This is a genomic window from Sinorhizobium numidicum, assembly GCF_029892045.1.
Classification (GTDB): Bacteria; Pseudomonadota; Alphaproteobacteria; order Rhizobiales; family Rhizobiaceae; genus Sinorhizobium; species Sinorhizobium numidicum.
Genome location: NZ_CP120368.1, coordinates 1,532,856 through 1,549,863, shown reverse-complemented (window position 1 = coordinate 1,549,863; position 17,008 = coordinate 1,532,856). Strand labels below are relative to the sequence as shown.

Genomic DNA, 17,008 nt, shown 5'->3' with positions numbered 1-17,008 from the left:
GTCGTCCTCAATTCCAAATCTGTTCTGGTTGTTTCGCTGCCGCGGCATCCCTAGCATCGGCGCCTTTACGTCGGCCGGCAGCGAGCGGCTCCGACCGGTTGAAATTCGCGCCGGCAACCGCATCACCGATGATCACCATGACCGGACCGTCGAGTTCACTGCGGCTCTCAAGATCGGGCAGGTCGCGAAGCGTCCCGTGCAGCAGCCGCCGCTCGGCGCGGCTGGCGTTCTCGATCACCGCCACGGTTGTCTCCGGCGGAAGCCCTGCCTGCATGAGCCGGCCGGCAACGGAGGCCGCTACCGTGCGCCCCATATAGACCGCAATCGTAGCGCCCGAAACGGCAAGCCGCGCCCAGTCCGGCAGCACATCGCCGGCAAGGTCGTGCCCTGTGGTAAAGACCAAGGACGACGCCACGCCTCGGAGCGTGAGAGGCAACTCGAAATCGGCCGCTGCGGCGAATGCGGAAGTGATGCCGGGCACGATCTCATAGCTGATGCCGGCTTCCCGCAGGGCGGCCATCTCTTCGCCGGCGCGCCCGAAGATCAGCGGATCGCCGGACTTCAGCCGGACAACGCGTTTGCCTTCGCCGGCGAGCTTCACCAGCAATTGATTGATCTCGTCCTGCGACTTCGTATGGCAGCCCTTGCGCTTGCCAACCGAAAGGCGCTCAGCATCGCGACGGCCCATATCGACGATCGCCTGCGGCACCAGCGCGTCGTAAACGATCGCGTCGGCCTCCATCATCACCCGCTGGGCCCTGAGCGTCAGGAGATCCTCGGCTCCGGGACCGGCTCCCACCAGCCAGACATGCCCGGAGACATGATCGGCCGCGTCGAGTAGCCGCGACGCCTCACGGCGGGCCGAGGCGATATCGCCACGTGCGACATGGTCCGCCACCGGCCCAGAGAAGAACCGCCGCCAGAAGACCCGGCGCGCTACCCCGCGCGGCACGAATCGATCGACGGCATCGCGGTAGCCCGCCGCCAAAGATGCGACTATACCCAGCGATGGCGACAGCAATTGGTCGACCTGCGCACGGATCATCTGGGCAAGAACCGGCCCTGCCCCTTCCGTGCCGATCGCGACAGCGACTGGCGCGCGATTGACGAGCGCAGGCGTCAGAAAATCGCAATAATCCGGCTGGTCGACGGCATTCGCGGGAATTTTTCTCTCGCGTGCCGCCCCAACAATCTCCCTGTCGGCGGCGGCATCCCCGGTCGCGGCAAAGACGAGCGTTGCACCGTCGACCTGGTGCGGTGCAAAAGGCTCTCGAACAGTCTCGATGCTCTTGGTCTTCAGAAAAGTCTCGAAGGCCGCCTCTGGCGCATCCGCATAGACCACAATGCGCGCCTCGGTGTTCAGCAACAACCGTACCTTGGCGAAAGCCTCATCTCCATTGCCGAACACCGCCACGCTTTTCTGCGCAACGCGAAAAAATGCCGGGAAAACGGACAATTGCTGCGACATATCGAGAGAGCGGCTCCTTCTACAGGCTGCGGCGAATATCCTCCATAGCCGGCAACAATTGAAGAAACAGAAATTTCAATGCTTTTACGGCCACGTATTGTTTTGCTCGACAGCCTATCTTTTTGAGCAAATATCTCCGAAGCACTGCGCGACGAGGCGGCGTTAGGCCATTGCGCCGATCGACCGACCTCCGTTAAATGCGGCAGATATGCGCGGGAGACTGCAGAGATGAAGCAAACCGAATTGGCCGAGCGCCTGCTGACGGTCATTGAAAACGACATATTGCCTCTGACCGAAAAGGGGGTGGCCGCCGGCAACAAGGTATTTGGCGCTGCAATCCTGCGCAAATCGGATCTCTCGCTGGTCCTTGCCGAAACCAACAACGAGACAGAAAACCCGCTGTGGCACGGTGAGGTCCACACGCTCAAGCGCTTCTACGAGATGGCCGAGAGGCCGGACACGCGCGAATTGATCTTCCTTTCCACTCATGAGCCTTGCTCAATGTGCCTTTCCGCGATCACCTGGGCGGGTTTCGACAATTTCTACTATTTCTTCAGCCACGAGGACTCGCGCGATAGTTTCTCGATCCCGCACGACCTGAAGATCCTGAAGGAAGTCTTCCGGCTGGGGCCCGGCGGTTACGCCCGGGAAAACGCTTTCTGGAAGTCGGGATCGGTAGCGGCGCTGGCGCGCGATGCCGATGCGGAAACGAAGGAACGGCTCGCGGCGCAGGACGCCCGCATCCGTGAGCATTACAGTCGCCTGTCCGAAACCTATCAGGCGGGCAAGAACAACAACGAAATACCGCTGAACTGAACCGATGGAATCTTCCCGCGACATACAACACCTGCTGGAGATCATGGCCGCCCTTCGTCATCCGGAGACCGGCTGCCCCTGGGATATCGTTCAGACCTTCGAGACGATAAAGCCCTACACGATCGAGGAAGCCTACGAAGTCGCCGACGCGATCGAACGTCACGACATGGACGATCTCTGCGATGAGCTCGGAGATCTGCTGCTGCAGGTGGTCTTTCATGCGCGTATAGCGGAAGAGGCGGGCGAGTTCGCTTTCGGCGATGTCGTCGAAGCGATCACCCGCAAGATGATCCGCCGCCATCCGCATGTCTTTGCCCGCTCCGATGCTGATACGCCCGAGGCGGTCAAGCTGCAATGGGAAGAGATAAAGCAGGCCGAAAAGGCCGACCGGCAGGCGCGGCGGATGCGGCGCGGAGTGCCGCAGGAGGCGAATAGCGGTCATCTGGGTTCGGTGCAGCGGAGCTTTCCGGCGCTCGTCGAGGCCCTGAAGCTGCAGGAGCGTGCAGCGAAGGTCGGATTCGACTGGTCGGAGCCGGAGCCGATCCTCGACAAGATAGAGGAGGAGATCGCCGAGCTGCGGCACGCGCTGAAGGATGGCGACCAGCGCAAGATCGCGGATGAATTGGGCGACCTGATCTTCGCGCTTGTCAACATCGGCCGTCACGTCGGCACAGATCCGGAAATGGCGCTGCGCGGCACCAATACCAAATTCCGACGCCGCTTCGGACATATCGAACAGGAATTGCAAGCAGGTGGCGAGACGCTCGATGCTGCATCTCTGGAGCGCATGGAAGAACTTTGGCAAGCCGCCAAGGCAATAGAGCGTCAGTTGACGTAACGGCATGCCGTTACGTCAATAAGCTCACCAGTCCTCTTCGACCGGTTTCGGCCCGTTGCCCAGCCGTCTTTCGAGCTCGGCGGCCTCTCCCTCAGTCAGACGAAGATCGAGACTGACCCTTCCGTCTTCGAGGTCCTCGCGTCCGTCGACGATCGCGTGCTCATAGACCCAGGGCAGGAGTTGCAACTGATCCAGGCCGAGCGCGACGGTGCACTCCGTCAAAACTCCCGAGAGCCGCCGGCCGATTTCAAAAAGCAGTTCATCGACGCCCTCACCTGAAATCGCGGAAACAGCAACCGTGTTGTCGGCGCTCGCCGCCTTCTTCACCAGCGCCTCGCGAACATCCGGCTCGAGTTTGTCGATCTTGTTCCAGACCTCCAGAATGCGCTCCGCCCCTTCCTTCTCGTCAATGCCGAGATCGGCGAGGATGCGCAGCACGTCGCCGGCCTGCGCCTGGTTGTCCGGATCGGAAAGATCGCGCACATGCAGGATCAGGTCGGCTTCCAGAACCTCTTCGAGCGTCGCGCGGAATGCTGCTACGAGGTGCGTCGGCAGATCGGAGATGAAACCGACCGTATCGGACAGAATGACCATCCGCCCGTGCGGCAACTTCAGGCGCCGGAGCGTCGGATCAAGCGTCGCGAAAAGCATGTCTTCGGCCAGCACTCCCGCCCCTGTCATCCGGTTGAAGAGCGTCGACTTGCCGGCGTTGGTGTAGCCGACCAGCGCCACGATCGGATGCGGCACTTTCTTGCGCTTCGCACGATGCAGCTGCCGGGTGCGCCGCACCTGCTCCAGTTCGCGCTCCAGCCGGACGATCTTCTCCTGCAGCAGGCGACGGTCGGCTTCGATCTGCGTTTCACCCGGGCCGCCCATGAAGCCGGCACCGCCGCGCTGGCGCTCAAGGTGGGTCCAGCTTCGGACCAGCCGGCCCTTCTGATAGTTGAGATGCGCGAGATCGACCTGAAGCGTGCCTTCCTTGGTGGAGGCGCGGCGACCGAAGATTTCGAGAATGAGGCCCGTCCGGTCGATGACCTTGGCGTTCCATTCCTTCTCGAGGTTGCGCTGCTGGACCGGTGTCAGCGGGTGGTCGACGATGACAAGTCCCGCATCCTGTTCGTTGAGGATATGGCCGATCTCCTCGATCTTACCGCTGCCGAGCAGCGTACCGGGCTTCGGCTGCGCCACCGGAACGATCATGCCACGCACCACGTCGAGATCGATCGCCAGGGCAAGGCCCGTAGCCTCCTCCAGCCGGCTCTCGTCGGAGCGGCTCGCGGTCGCGGACAAAACGTCGGAGGATGCCTTGCCGGCCTTCTTCAGAACCGGAACGACGACAACCGCGCGCATATCATCGCGGGGCTTTTCCGGCTCCGGAATGATCGACGACGATTTTGAATCACGTTTGGTAATGTTCCTCACGCTCCGTCAGGATGCGGATTCTTCGTTCTCGAACATTTGCAGCGGTTGACCCGGCATGATCGTCGAGATGGCGTGCTTGTAGACAAGCTGCGAATGGCCGTCGCGGCGCAACAGGACACAGAAATTGTCAAACGATGTCACAACACCAGTCAGCTTTACGCCGTTGATGAGAAAAATCGTCAAAGAAATCTTTTGCTTGCGGACCGTATTGAGAAAGAGATCCTGCAAGTTTTGAGAACGTTCCGCCATCGCGCCGCTTCTTTCTTATTTGCCGGCCTTTTTTCACCGGTGCATTTTGTCAAATTCTGCGATTCGAGGCGTCACAGTAGCCTTCCCCGACACCTCTCCAAGTTTGGTATCAAATCAATGTCTTTTCCGCAACGTCGAAAAAGGCTTCACGAATATTCTGTGCTATGCTTCCTGGATGGCCATTGCCGATGGTCCTTCCGTCGATGGAAACGACCGGAAAGCAGATGCTGGTTGCTGCCGTGATGAATACCTCGCGCGCCGAGAGCATCTCGTCGACCGAAAACGCCCTCTCCTCGATCTTGAGGCCCAGAGGCTTGGCGACGTCCATCAGAGTCGTGCGGGTTATGCCGCGCAAAATTCCATGGTCTGCCGGGCGCGTGCGAAGAATGCCGTCGCGGTCGACGATCCAGACATTCGTGGCCGCCCCCTCTTTGACCGTGCCATCCGCATCGACGAAGATCGCCTCCTGCGCTCCCAGTTCCTTCGCCTTCTGACGCGCGAGAACGTTTGGCAGAAGACCCACAGATTTGATGTCCACCCGATCCCAACGGTTTTCCGGAACGGTTATTGCCGAAATGCCGTCGGCGTTTTTCCTGGCAATCGCGGCGGCATCCGTCCGCTTGGCCGTGACGACGATCGACGGCGGCGTGTCATTGGCCGGGAAAACATGGTCACGGCGCGCAACCCCGCGCGTCACCTGCAGATAAAAAAGCCCGTTGCGCACCCGGTTCCGGCGCAGCACTTCGCGAATGACATGAACCAGGGCCCGCCGGCTCATCGGCCAGCAGATCCGCAGCTCCTTCAAGGATCTGTCGAGACGATCCAGATGACGGCTAAGGTCGACGATAAAGCCGTGCCGCACCTCGCAGACCTCGTAAACACCGTCTGCGAACTGGTACCCCCGATCCTCCACATGAATGGCGGCCTCGGAGTGGGGCACGTAAGCGCCGTTGACATAAGCTATTCTTGGCATGGATGGCGGCCTCAGAAATACTGGATACTCACTCGGAAAAGCTGCTGGACGTCGCGCACGGCTTCGGCGGAGGCGAGGAGCACCACGCGATCCTTCGCCTTGATCTTCGTGTTGCCGTCGGGTCGAACAAACGTCTTGTCGCGATAGATCGCACCGATGCGGATGCCGTCAGGCAGTTCAAGCTCACGCAAAACCGTGCCGACCAGAGGCGACGTCTCGAGCGCGTCCGCCTCGATCACCTCCGCCATGCCCTTCTGCACGGCATAGACCGACCGGATGCGGCCCTTGCGGACGTGCTGCAGCACGCGGGAAATCGTCACCGCCCGGGGATTGATATGCGCATCGACACCGGCCGCGCCGGCGAAATCCTGATAAGCAGGCTCGTTGATCAAGACCAGGGTCGATTTCGTCCCGAGCTGCTTCGCCATCATGCTGCCGAGAATGTTGATCTGGTCGTTGTTTGTCAGCGCAACCACGAGATCGGCGTCCTGAACGTCGGCTTGCATCAGAATTCTCTGATCCATGGCAGAGCCGTGCAGAACCACGGTGTTGCTCAGCTTGTCGGCCAAAAGCACAGCACGGTCGCGATCGTTTTCGATGAGTTTGACCCGCACGCGGGGTTGGTGTTCCTCGATGGTGCGGGCGACGAAGTAGCCGATGTTGCCGCCGCCAAGAATAATGATCCGGCGCGCCTCCTGCTCTTCATGCCCGAAGAGCGCCAAGGTGCGGCGAGCGTGGTCGCGATCGCAGACGACATAGGCGAGATCTCCGGTCTGGAGCTGGTCGGACGAATGCGGAACGATCAACTTGCCGTCCCGGAAAATGCCGGTGACGGTCGCGAGCAGGTCAGGGAAGAGTTCGCTCAGTTGCTGCAAGGGCGTGTCGACGACCGGGCAATCTTCCATGCATTCGATCGCGACCATCGCGATGCGGTCCTCGGCGAAACGAACCACGTCGGTCGCACCGGGAAAGGAAATGCGGCGGAGGACAAGGCGCCCGACCTCGATCTCCGGCGAGATCGTTACATCGATCGGTACGTTTTCGCGCGAAAACAGGTCGGAATACTCGGGCGCGAGATAGTTCTGCGCACGAATGCGGGCAATCTTCGTCGGCACATTGAAGATCGCATGCGCCACTTCGCAGGCGACGATGTTTACCTCGTCATAGAGGGTCACCGCGATGATCATGTCCGCCTGGTCAGCGCCGGCTTTGGCCAGCACGTCCGGATGCGCTCCATGGCCGACATAACCGCGTACATCCAGGGTCTCGGTTATATAGGCGATGAGCGCGGCCGAGGTGTCGATGACCGAGACGTCGTTACCCTCCTGCGACAGCCGCTCGGCGATGCCGTAACCGACCTGCCCCGCCCCGCATATGATCACTTTCACCGTCGTACCCTCATCCTGGGACAGGATTGCAAATCAGGACGCATGCTGCCCGAAAGCCGCTTGCCGCTCTCTTTCGTATTCCGTTACAGCTCAGACGCCCAAAGACTTCAGTTTTCGATGAAGAGCGGAGCGCTCCATGCCTACGAATTCTGCGGTGCGCGAGATATTCCCGCCAAATCGGTTGATTTGGGCGATCAGATAATCACGCTCGAACATTTCGCGAGCCTCGCGCAGCGGCAGGGTCATGATATGGTGGTCGCCCTGAGCGGAAATCTTCGGCAGCGTGTCCCCCACCTCGGTCGGCAGCATGTCTGCGGTGATCGGCGTATCCGGCCCGTCGCTGCGGGCGAGAATCATCAGCCGTTCGATGTTGTTACGCAACTGACGGATATTGCCCGGCCAGTCATGCGCCTGCAGAACGGCCAACGCATCCTCGCCGATCTTGCGCGGCCGAATGCCCGCCTGCTCGCTAATCTGGCGCATGAACATATCGACGAGGAAGGGAATGTCTTCGCGCCGCTCGGCCAAGGCCGGGACACGCACCGGAATCACCGCGAGCCGGTGGAACAGGTCCTCGCGGAAGAGACCTTCGGAAATCATGTTTTCAAGATTGTAGGCGGTCGAGGAGATGATGCGCACATCGACCTTGACGCGCTTCGAGCCGCCGACCCTTTCGAATTGCTGATCGACAAGCACGCGCAGAATCTTGTTCTGTGTTTCCCGCGGCATTTCGCCGATTTCGTCGAGATAGAGGATGCCGCCATGCGCCTCCTCCAGCGCGCCCGTCCGGCGCGGCTGGCCGGCCGTGCCCTCGGTGCCGAAAAGAGCGATCTCCATGCGATCCGGCGTAATCGCGGCCGCGTTCAGCGCAACGAAGGGGCCGGACGCGCGGGCGGACTTGCGGTGCATCATGCGCGCCACGAGTTCCTTGCCGGCACCGGAGGGTCCCTGGATCATGATCCGGCTGTTGGTCGGCGCCACTTTCTCGATCGTCTGGCGTAGCTGCGAGACGGCGACGGAGGTTCCGATGAGTTCCACCGGATCGCCGGACTTTCTCTTCAGTTCGGAAACCTCGCGCTTGAGCTTGGAATTTTCCAAGGCCCGTTCGGCGATCAGAATGAGCCTGTCTGCTTTGAAGGGCTTCTCGATAAAATCATAGGCACCGCGCTTGATGGCGGAGACAGCCGTTTCGATATTGCCATGACCGGAAATCATCACCACCGGCAGGTCCGGATGACGCCCCTTGATTTCGTCGAGAAGCGCCAGCCCGTCGAGGCGGCTACCCTGCATCCATATGTCCAAAAAAACCAGTCGCGGCACACGATCGTTGATCGCCGCAAGCGCGCTGTCGCTGTCGAAAGCCGTCCGCGTCTCGTGGCCTTCGTCCGACAGGATTCCCGAGACGATCTCGCGGATATCTTCCTCATCGTCCACAACCAGAATATCAGCCGCCATTGGTATTTCCCTTATCCTTTAAAGTATTCTCGCCCACGGCTTCGCCGGCGGGCGGCAGGATCACCCGGATCATCGCCCCGACGCCGCCGTCGAAATCGGCCGGCGCGTCGTGCAGTTCCAGTTGTCCCCCATGGTCCTCGATGATTTTCTTGACGATTGCGAGACCGAGCCCCGTGCCTTTTTCGCGCATGGTCATATACGGCTCCAGAATTCGGTGCCGATTCTCGGTCGGAAGCCCCTTGCCGTTGTCAACGACGTCGACGACGAAACGGCCGGACGTGCTATCGCGGCGGGACCGAACGACAATTGTCGGCGCTCCGCGCCCCGTTTCGCCCGGCACTGCTTCGATCGCCTCCACCGCATTCTTGACGATGTTGCCGAAAGCCTGGCCGAGCATGCGGCTGTCGAACTGGCCCTCCAGCGGCTCGTCGCCGAAATCGCGCACGAAGGTGATGTGGGTGTTGCCCATCTCGCGCAAAAACACGGCGTCCTTCAGAATCGACCGAAGATCGGACTTTTCCTTCGTCGGCTTCGGCATGCGCGCAAAGGCCGAGAATTCATCGACCATGCGGCCTATGTCCTCCACCTGGCGCACGATCGTGTCCGTGCACTGGTCGAAGACCGTCCTGTCTTCCTGGTTGATCTGCTTGCCGTAGCGGCGCTTCAGCCGTTCGGCCGAAAGCTGGATCGGCGTCAGCGGGTTCTTGATCTCGTGGGCAATACGCCGCGCCACGTCTGCCCAGGCAGTAGAGCGCTGCGCGATCACCAGATCGGTGATGTCGTCAATGGTGATGACGTAGGAGCCGCGCGATTCGTCGCCCTCCTCCCGCGTGACCTGTACGTTGAGCGTACGCTCGGTTCCGCCGCGCATAATGTTGATCTGCTTGCGGTAGTCGTTGCGATAGCGGCTCTCCGCCTCGACCAGCACTGCCTCGATCTCCGGCGCGACTTCGCTGAGGCTTGCTCCGAGCAGACTGGGCGCCGATTTCCTCAAAAACTCCTCGGAGGAGGGATTGGCAATCGTGATGCGCCGATCCCTGCCGACGCCGATCACCGCAGCAGTAACGCCGGACAGCACCGCCTCGATGAAGCGGCGGCGATGGTCGACCTCATCCTTCGCCACCAGAATTTGTTCCTGCTGCGTGCGAATTTCGGTGACCATCTTGTTGAAGGTGCGGGACAGGTTTCCGACGTCGCCGTCGACGGCGCGCACCGGCACCACAACGTCGAGATTGCCGGAAGCAACGCTGTCCGCCGCGCCGATCAACTGCCGAATCGGCCGAACGATGCGGTCGGCCACGGCAATTGCCGTCCAGATCGCCGCCAACAGCACGATCAGCGCGAAGCCGATATAAAGGACGCCGAAGGCGATCTGAAGCGATGTCCGCCCGGCCTCCAGCGCCTTGTATTCAGCAGTGTTCTCCTCCATCAGCCGCATCGACCGCATCACTTCCGGATCGACATTGCGGACCGTGTAGAGATACGTGCCCGGTATGTTGTCCAGCGGAATGACCGCTCCCACGAGATTCGTGACACCCGGGGGAATGAGCGTCGGCTGGCCGGAAACGGTGCTTTTCAGCGCGTCCTGGGGAATTGCCGGCAGTGGCCGCTCGGTCGAGATGTTGGCCTGAAGGATGGCGCTGCCGTCGGCGCGTACCAGGAACGCGCCGAGCATTCCCCGACCTCGTGCCTGCCGGGTCATCAATTCAATGAATCCGGTGCGGTCGAGGCTGTAGAGCTGCCGGTTACGTTCGAGGTCGTTCGCCATCGACACCGTCTGCCCCTGGAGATAGCTGGCATTCTCAAGAACGTAGGCCTGCGCGACGTTCAAGGACGAGCGGACGATCGCCTGGGTGCGCAATGAGAACCATCGGTCGAGCCCGACGTCGAGGGTGATACTGGCGAAAATCGCGACCAGGATGGCCGGCGTTATCGCGACGATCGAAAACAAGGCGACGATACGCACATGCAGACGCGCCGCTGCCCTTCCCTTGCTGCGTGCTCTGAGGAGGCGCAGGATTTCGCGGGCGATGAGGTAGATCAGACCGACCACGAAGACGCCGTTGACGCCCGCGCAGGCGATAACGATGTTTCTTTCCGGCCGAATGGGAGTAAGCCCAAGAAGGACGAGCAGCGACAGGGTCGCACAAATCAGCGCTCCCGTAGCCAGCATCAGCCCCGGCAGAGCAAATGACGCTCGCCGATCCTGGGCAGCCGTGACGCGGTCCTCCGTGCCCAGTGGCAAGGCCATTCCATCCACCATGAATAATGCTTCCCCCAAACCGGCGCGAGATGACACCGGCACACGCCTGCGTTCCCGGCCCAATCCATGCCGGTACGCGTCGGTTCAGGTGAACCGGCTCCGATGAGGCGCTGGCGAATCGACGCTTACCGGACCTTCAACCAACGCATTGTGGCGAAAATGCAACGGTGTTGCATAGCAGTCAAGCGCTGCGTGAGCTGCGATAGACCGACACTCCAAGTTCGCGGATTTTCTTTCTGAGCGTGTTTCGATTAAGCCCGAGAAGATCGGCAGCCTTGATCTGATTGCCTCTCGTCGCGGTCAGTGCCGCGAGAATCAACGGATATTCCATTTCGGCGAGCACGCGGTCATAGAGCCCGGAGGGCGGCAGAGTTTCGCCGAAGCTCGCGAAATACTGCCGCATATTCTCCTCAACCGCCTGCGATATCGACATAGAGCCGTTGCGCGCAGCCGCCTTCTCGATCGGACTATCCGGAATCTCCGAACGCAGTTCATTCTCGATGATCTCGCGGGTGATCACATCCTGGGGATAGAGCGCAGTCAGGCGCCGGACGAGATTCTCGAGCTCGCGCACGTTGCCCGGCCACGGATGCGCCTTCATCAGTTCCAGCGCCTCCTGGTCGAAACGCTTGACGTCCAGGCCCTCTTTTTCAGCCTGCTGGACGAAATGGCGAACGAGATCCGGGATGTCCTCCGCCCGATCCCTGAGCGGCGGCAGACGCAGCGGCACCACGTTCAAGCGATAATAGAGGTCTTCGCGGAAAAGCCCCTGATTTATAGACTGTTTTAGGTCCTTGTTCGTCGCTGCGACGATGCGCACGTCCGAGCGGATCGGTGTCCGCCCGCCGACGGTGGTATATTCGCCCTGCTGCAGCACCCGCAAAAGCCTCGTCTGGGCATCCATCGGCATGTCGCCGATTTCATCGAGGAAGAGCGTTCCGCCTTCGGCCTGCTCGAAGCGCCCGGTTGAGCGGGTCTGCGCGCCGGTGAAGGCTCCCTTTTCATGGCCGAACAATTCCGATTCGATGAGATCGCGCGGGATCGCCGCCATGTTGATGGCGACGAAGGGGCCATTCCTGCGCTTGCCGTAGTCGTGTAGCGCGCGTGCGACCAGTTCCTTGCCGGTGCCCGATTCACCCGTGATCATCAAGGTCAGATCGGTCTGCATCAATCGCGCCAGCACCCGGTAGATTTCCTGCATGGCGGCCGAGCGGCCAACCAGTGGCATGCCATCCTGCGAATCATCGTCCAGCTTCGAGGGGCGGCGTTTCGGTTCGGCCAATGCCCGGCCAATAATGCCGATCAGCTCGGTCAGATCGAACGGCTTCGGCAGATAATCATAGGCCCCCTTCTCCGAAGCCTTGATCGCAGTCATGAAGGTATTCTGCGCACTCATCACAAGAACCGGCAGATCCGGCCGCGCCTTCTTGATCCGTGGCAGCAGATCGAAAGCATTCTCGTCCGGCATCACGACGTCGGTGACGACGAGATCGCCATCACCGGCGGAGATCCAGCGCCAGAGCGTCGCCGCATTGGAGGTGATGCGCACATCATATCCGGCACGGCTCAGGGCCTGGTTGAGCACGGTGCGAATGGCTGCGTCGTCATCCGCGACGAGAATCGTAGCGCCCGTCATGCATTGTTTCCTTTTGTCATCGGAATTTCGTCATCGTCCGCCACCAGTCCCTTGGATGCCGGCATCAGAACGCGGAAGGTCGTGCGGCTATGCTGGCTGTCGCATTCGACTATGCCGCCGTGGCCGCCAATGATTTTGGCCACGAGCGCCAGCCCGAGACCTGACCCATTCGTCTTCGTGGTGATGAAGGGGTCAAAAAGATGTGGCAGCAGATCGGACGGAACGCCCGGTCCGTTGTCGTGCACACAGAATTCCAATGGCAGCGAGATCTTTTCGCGCGTTCCGGCAACCGAAAGGCGAATGCCCGGACGATAAGCCGTCGTCAGCATGATCTCGCCGTCTGCCCGATCGCCGATGGCCTCGGCGGCATTCTTGATCAGGTTGAGGAAGACCTGAACGAGTTGATCACGATTGGCGTAAACGGCCGGCAGCGACGGGTCGTAGTTCTCGGAAATCCTTATCCGGCGGGCAAAACCCGCCTTGGCGATCGCCTTCACATGATCGAGCACCGAATGAATATTGAGCGGCACGCGGTCGACGGGTCGCTCGTCGGAGAAGACCTCCATGCGGTCTACGAGCGAGACGATGCGATCGGTCTCGTCGCAGATCAGCCGCGTCAAGGCGCGATCCTCGTCATTGACCGAAGTCTCGAGGAGCTGCGCGGCGCCGCGAATGCCGGAAAGCGGGTTCTTGATTTCGTGGGCCAGCATCGATGCGAGGCCTGTGACCGAACGGGCAGCCGCCCGATGCGTCAATTGCCGATCGATCTTGTCGGCCATCGAGCGTTCCTGGAATACGATCACCACGGATCCCGGCGCCGAGAGAACCGGGGCAACATAGAGATCGACGAGCTTGTCGGCGCCAAGACGCGGCGAGCTCAAGTCGACCCGGTATTCGTTGACCGGCGCCCGCCTCTCGCGCACCTGGTCGATGAGAGTCAGAAGCGGACTCCCGAACGGAATGAAAGCGCTGATATCGTGCCGGGCGAGATGATTGGCGCTGGCTCCGAAAAAGGACTCCGCTTCCCAGTTGGCGAAGGCGACAAGGCCGCTTTCATCCACCAGGATGACCGGGTTCTGGATGGCATTCAGAACAGCCAGAGAGAGACCGTTCGCGTCTAATGGCGGTTCGGGAACCATTGCCTTTTCGGTCATGCCGCAATCTCCTCGCTGAGCGTCTCTATCCGGGAACGCGCGATCGCCGCCGCCACCTGATCGCTAACCAGCGCCGCGTCCGTGGACGTCAAAATTGCGGCCTTTTCCGTTGCCGGAAGGTCCGGCGCGAAGCGATCGAGATACCAGCCGACATGCTTGCGGGCGTGTCGAAGACCGATCTCCGTTCCATAGAATTCAAGCATCATGGCGTAGTGCTCGGCGAAGATCCGAGCAACGCCCATGGCATCTGGATCAGCGGCAACACCGGCGAGGACGCCCGCATGCCATGGCCGACCCTGTGACGACCGCCCTACCATGACCGCATCTGCACCAGAGCGGCGCAGAATTTCGACGGCATCGCAAACCGTATCCACGTCGCCATTGGCGATCAGCGGAATGGAAATAACGTCGCGGACCGCCCGAATCGCATCCCAGTTGGCCTTGCCGTTGTAGAATTGCATGCGGGTGCGGCCATGTATCGTGATCGCTTGTACGCCGGCCGCCTCGGCCCTGCGGGCGATCAACGGCGCGTTGATTGAATTCTCGTCCCAGCCGAGCCGCATCTTCAGAGTGACGGGCACGCTGACTGTCTTGACCGTCGCCTCGATCAGGGACAGCGCATGATCCGGATCACGCATCAGTGCGGAACCGGAGTAGCCGCCGGTGACCTTCTTGGCGGGGCAGCCCATGTTGATGTCGATGATGTCCGCGCCGTTGGCCTCGACGATCCTCGCCGCCTCGGCCATCCATTGCGCCTCACGCCCCGCAAGTTGAACGATGTGCGGCTTAATGCCGGAATTGCGCAACCGTGCCCAGGACTCGGCGGCATTGCAGACCAGTTCGCGGCTCGCCACCATCTCGGTCACGACAAATCCGGCACCGAAGCGCCAGGCAAGCATGCGGAAGGGGAGATCCGTCACTCCGGACATCGGCGCGAGCGCTGCCCGGTTGCGAATTTCAACATTCCCGATCCGGAGCGACGATGACAGGGCCGACAGTGGCAAATGCATATCTTTCGGGCACATACTCTTCTTGCACTATTTTTAGACATTGTTATTCGGATTGCCAAGCGATTTCGACGCACCGGACAAAATTCCCCACATGACTGGCAATGGCGGGATCTAAGCGGTACATCACGGCGAAGATTGGCGAAATGCGGGACCACATATAGAAGATGCAACCTAAAGAACAGTTCTCCTGTGGTGTCGTCATCGTCGCAGCCGGGCGCGGCGAGCGCGCCGGCCAATCGGCGGAAGGACCGAAGCAGTACCGCACCATCGGCGGCCGGCCGGTTATCGCGCATACGCTTGACATTTTCGCGACATGGGCCGCTCTCGGACCGGTCGTGATCGTCATCCATCAGGACGACGAGGAGTTGCTCGTAGCGGCACGGAAGCAGATGTTGCACCAGATTGACGCGACCGTGGTTCATGGCGGAGCAACACGGCAGCTCTCCGTGCTCGCGGGTCTGGAAGCGATTGCCGCCACCGGCACCAAATACGTCATGATCCATGATGCGGTGCGCCCGTTCGTCGATCACAGCCTGCTCGACCGTTGCGGCGCGGCGCTTGAGGGCGGAGCACAGGCGGTGCTTCCAGCAGTCGCGGTCGCCGACACGCTGAAGCGGGCCAAGGCGGATGGTCTCGTCCAGGAAACAGTATCCCGGAACGATCTCTATGCCGCCCAGACGCCGCAATGTTTCCGCCTAGAAGCGGTCCTTTCCGCTCATCGCGCCGCGGCCACGAGTGGCCGTGCTGACTTTACCGACGATGCATCCATCGCCGAATGGGCCGGCATCCCGGTGGTGGTGGTGGAGGGTTTGGCGGATAATCTAAAGCTGACGCTTCAGAGGGATATCTCGATGGCCGACGAAAGGCTGAGCCGGCAGACAATGCCCGATGTGCGTACCGGTAACGGCTATGACGTGCACCAACTCGTCGAAGGCGACGGCGTCATGCTTTGCGGTCTGTTCATCCCGCATGACCGCAAATTGTCCGGTCATTCCGACGCAGACGTCGCACTTCATGCATTGACCGACGCGCTTCTTGCCACCTGCGGTGCAGGCGATATCGGTGACCACTTTCCCCCATCCGATCCGCAATGGAAGGGCGCGCCTTCGCGCATTTTCGTGGAACATGCGGCGCGAATCGTGCGCGAGCGCGGCGGCACCATCACCAATGCGGACATCTCGCTGATCGCCGAGGCGCCGAAGGTCGGTCCGCACCGGCAAAGGATGCGCGAGAATCTGGCGGAGATGCTTGGAATCTCGCTTGATCGCTGCTCGATCAAAGCGACTACCAATGAAAAGCTTGGCTTTATCGGACGAAACGAAGGTATCGCCGCCATTGCCACGGCGACAGTTGTCTATGCACCACGGAACAAGGTCTGATGTGGCCGGTCGACATCGAACAGAAGGCGCGGGCTATCATCGCTGATTTTACTGCCCGCGGGCTCAAGCTCGCCACGGCGGAGTCCTGCACCGGCGGGCTGATTGCCGGCGCGCTGACCGAGATTGCGGGTTCATCCTCGGTCGTCGATCGCGGCTTCGTCACCTATTCCAACGACGCGAAAATACAGATGCTCGGGGTCAGCCTCGCGACGCTCGCCGCTCACGGGGCCGTCTCACGGGAAATCGCGATCGAGATGGCCCGCGGCGCCGTCTCCCATTCCGAGGCGGATTTCGCCGTCGCCGTGACGGGCATTGCCGGCCCTGGCGGCGGCTCGGTGGAGAAGCCGGTCGGACTTGTCCATCTTGCCGCGACCGGCCGCAAGGGTACGGTCCTGCACCGCGAGATGCGTTATGGCGACATCGGCCGCGACGCTGTACGGCGGGCAACGGTGCGGACAGCGCTCGATCTTCTCGAAGAGCTCGCTCAGATACCGTAGATCGCGTCGGCACGTTTCTCGAACGCTTCCGAAAACATGCGGAAGGCGCGATCGAACATGGAACCCATCAGCGCGCCCAGAATGCGACTCTTGAACTCGTAGTCGATGTAGAAATGGACGATCGACTGGCTCTCGTCCACCGGCTCAAAGCGCCATGTATTGTCGAGATACTTGAACGGCCCTTCGATATAATTGACGTCGATCATCTGCTCGGCCCTTTTGAGCAGAACCTGGGTCGTGAACGTCTCACGAATCGCCTTGTAGCCGACCGTCATGTCCGCCTGCAGCAAGACCTTGCCATCGCGCTCCTTGCGCGAGCGCACGCTCAGCGCCTCGCAGAGCGGCAGGAATTCCGGATAGCGCTCGACGTCGGCGACCAAGTCGAACATCTGGTCGGCCGAATGCTTGACGACGTGGTTGGTTTCAAAATGCGGCATGGTTTGCAGTTAAGGCCGCGCCG

General features: G+C 61.0%; 15 protein-coding genes. 4 read left to right on the top strand and 11 right to left on the bottom strand.

Annotated features, from left to right (window positions below):
* Window positions 1-7 precede the first annotated feature (7 nt).
* Window positions 8-1,468, bottom strand: a complete 1,461-nt coding sequence (gene cysG / locus PYH37_RS18590) for a siroheme synthase CysG (protein WP_280732925.1) — start codon at window positions 1,466-1,468, stop codon at window positions 8-10.
* A 228-nt stretch (window positions 1,469-1,696) separates the two neighbouring features.
* Between cysG and PYH37_RS18585 the strand changes: the two genes are divergently transcribed.
* Complete coding sequence (locus tag PYH37_RS18585) at window positions 1,697-2,284, top strand: deaminase (protein WP_280732924.1); 588 nt, start codon at window positions 1,697-1,699, stop codon at window positions 2,282-2,284.
* A 4-nt stretch (window positions 2,285-2,288) separates the two neighbouring features.
* Entirely contained in the window at window positions 2,289-3,122 is an 834-nt protein-coding gene (gene mazG / locus PYH37_RS18580; protein ID WP_280732923.1) for a nucleoside triphosphate pyrophosphohydrolase, read from the top strand.
* Between the two features lie 24 nt (window positions 3,123-3,146).
* Here the strand turns inward: mazG and hflX are convergent, their stop codons facing one another.
* The 9 genes from hflX to dusB form a co-directional block, all read right to left on the bottom strand.
* Window positions 3,147-4,544 carry a GTPase HflX gene (hflX, locus tag PYH37_RS18575; RefSeq protein ID WP_280732922.1) on the bottom strand — a complete coding sequence of 466 codons (1,398 nt, stop codon included), beginning with the start codon at window positions 4,542-4,544 and terminating at the stop codon, window positions 3,147-3,149.
* A 6-nt stretch (window positions 4,545-4,550) separates the two neighbouring features.
* Window positions 4,551-4,793: an RNA chaperone Hfq gene (gene hfq / locus PYH37_RS18570; RefSeq protein WP_112594048.1), complete on the bottom strand. Its 243-nt coding sequence runs from the start codon at window positions 4,791-4,793 to the stop codon at window positions 4,551-4,553.
* Between the two features lie 109 nt (window positions 4,794-4,902).
* Complete coding sequence (locus PYH37_RS18565) at window positions 4,903-5,766, bottom strand: D-amino-acid transaminase (RefSeq protein ID WP_280732921.1); 864 nt, start codon at window positions 5,764-5,766, stop codon at window positions 4,903-4,905.
* Between the two features lie 11 nt (window positions 5,767-5,777).
* Window positions 5,778-7,154 carry a Trk system potassium transporter TrkA gene (trkA, locus tag PYH37_RS18560; protein ID WP_280732920.1) on the bottom strand — a complete coding sequence of 459 codons (1,377 nt, stop codon included), beginning with the start codon at window positions 7,152-7,154 and terminating at the stop codon, window positions 5,778-5,780.
* Window positions 7,155-7,244: 90 nt separating this feature from the next.
* Complete coding sequence (ntrX, locus tag PYH37_RS18555) at window positions 7,245-8,609, bottom strand: two-component system response regulator NtrX (protein WP_280732919.1); 1,365 nt, start codon at window positions 8,607-8,609, stop codon at window positions 7,245-7,247.
* Window positions 8,599-10,914 carry a sensor histidine kinase NtrY-like gene (locus PYH37_RS18550; RefSeq protein ID WP_280732918.1) on the bottom strand — a complete coding sequence of 772 codons (2,316 nt, stop codon included), beginning with the start codon at window positions 10,912-10,914 and terminating at the stop codon, window positions 8,599-8,601. The genes ntrX and PYH37_RS18550 overlap by 11 nt, the downstream gene beginning before the upstream one ends.
* A gap of 139 nt (window positions 10,915-11,053) precedes the next feature.
* Window positions 11,054-12,508, bottom strand: coding sequence for a nitrogen regulation protein NR(I) (gene ntrC, locus PYH37_RS18545; protein ID WP_280732917.1), 1,455 nt, complete (start codon window positions 12,506-12,508; stop codon window positions 11,054-11,056).
* Window positions 12,505-13,662: a two-component system sensor histidine kinase NtrB gene (locus PYH37_RS18540; protein WP_280732916.1), complete on the bottom strand. Its 1,158-nt coding sequence runs from the start codon at window positions 13,660-13,662 to the stop codon at window positions 12,505-12,507. Before PYH37_RS18540 ends, ntrC begins: the two co-directional genes overlap by 4 nt.
* The gene (gene dusB, locus PYH37_RS18535) at window positions 13,659-14,687 is read right to left on the bottom strand and encodes a tRNA dihydrouridine synthase DusB (protein ID WP_280732915.1); all 1,029 of its coding nucleotides are present in this window, start codon (window positions 14,685-14,687) and stop codon (window positions 13,659-13,661) included. The genes PYH37_RS18540 and dusB overlap by 4 nt, the downstream gene beginning before the upstream one ends.
* Before the next feature lie 149 nt (window positions 14,688-14,836).
* On the opposite strand from dusB, the gene PYH37_RS18530 reads away from it, so the two are divergent.
* Window positions 14,837-16,051, top strand: a complete 1,215-nt coding sequence (locus PYH37_RS18530; RefSeq protein WP_280732914.1) for a bifunctional 2-C-methyl-D-erythritol 4-phosphate cytidylyltransferase/2-C-methyl-D-erythritol 2,4-cyclodiphosphate synthase — start codon at window positions 14,837-14,839, stop codon at window positions 16,049-16,051.
* Window positions 16,051-16,548 (top strand): CinA family protein, encoded by a 498-nt coding sequence (locus PYH37_RS18525; protein ID WP_280732913.1) that lies wholly within the window; start codon window positions 16,051-16,053, stop codon window positions 16,546-16,548. Before PYH37_RS18530 ends, PYH37_RS18525 begins: the two co-directional genes overlap by 1 nt.
* Here PYH37_RS18525 and PYH37_RS18520 read toward each other — a convergent pair.
* Window positions 16,536-16,985, bottom strand: a complete 450-nt coding sequence (locus PYH37_RS18520; protein WP_280732912.1) for a type II toxin-antitoxin system RatA family toxin — start codon at window positions 16,983-16,985, stop codon at window positions 16,536-16,538. The two genes, PYH37_RS18525 and PYH37_RS18520, sit on opposite strands and share 13 nt — an antisense overlap.
* Between the last annotated feature and the right edge of the window lie 23 nt (window positions 16,986-17,008).

Coding starts and splice junctions, on each gene's coding strand:
- PYH37_RS18530 (WP_280732914.1), top strand. CDS start 14,837: ATGCAACCTAAAGAACAGTTCTCCTGTGGTGTCGTCATCGTCGCAGCC.
- PYH37_RS18565 (WP_280732921.1), bottom strand. CDS start 5,766: ATGCCAAGAATAGCTTATGTCAACGGCGCTTACGTGCCCCACTCCGAG.
- PYH37_RS18525 (WP_280732913.1), top strand. CDS start 16,051: ATGTGGCCGGTCGACATCGAACAGAAGGCGCGGGCTATCATCGCTGAT.
- PYH37_RS18585 (WP_280732924.1), top strand. CDS start 1,697: ATGAAGCAAACCGAATTGGCCGAGCGCCTGCTGACGGTCATTGAAAAC.
- PYH37_RS18520 (WP_280732912.1), bottom strand. CDS start 16,985: ATGCCGCATTTTGAAACCAACCACGTCGTCAAGCATTCGGCCGACCAG.
- mazG (WP_280732923.1), top strand. CDS start 2,289: ATGGAATCTTCCCGCGACATACAACACCTGCTGGAGATCATGGCCGCC.
- hfq (WP_112594048.1), bottom strand. CDS start 4,793: ATGGCGGAACGTTCTCAAAACTTGCAGGATCTCTTTCTCAATACGGTC.
- cysG (WP_280732925.1), bottom strand. CDS start 1,468: ATGTCGCAGCAATTGTCCGTTTTCCCGGCATTTTTTCGCGTTGCGCAG.
- dusB (WP_280732915.1), bottom strand. CDS start 14,687: ATGTGCCCGAAAGATATGCATTTGCCACTGTCGGCCCTGTCATCGTCG.
- ntrX (WP_280732919.1), bottom strand. CDS start 8,609: ATGGCGGCTGATATTCTGGTTGTGGACGATGAGGAAGATATCCGCGAG.
- PYH37_RS18540 (WP_280732916.1), bottom strand. CDS start 13,662: ATGACCGAAAAGGCAATGGTTCCCGAACCGCCATTAGACGCGAACGGT.
- ntrC (WP_280732917.1), bottom strand. CDS start 12,508: ATGACGGGCGCTACGATTCTCGTCGCGGATGACGACGCAGCCATTCGC.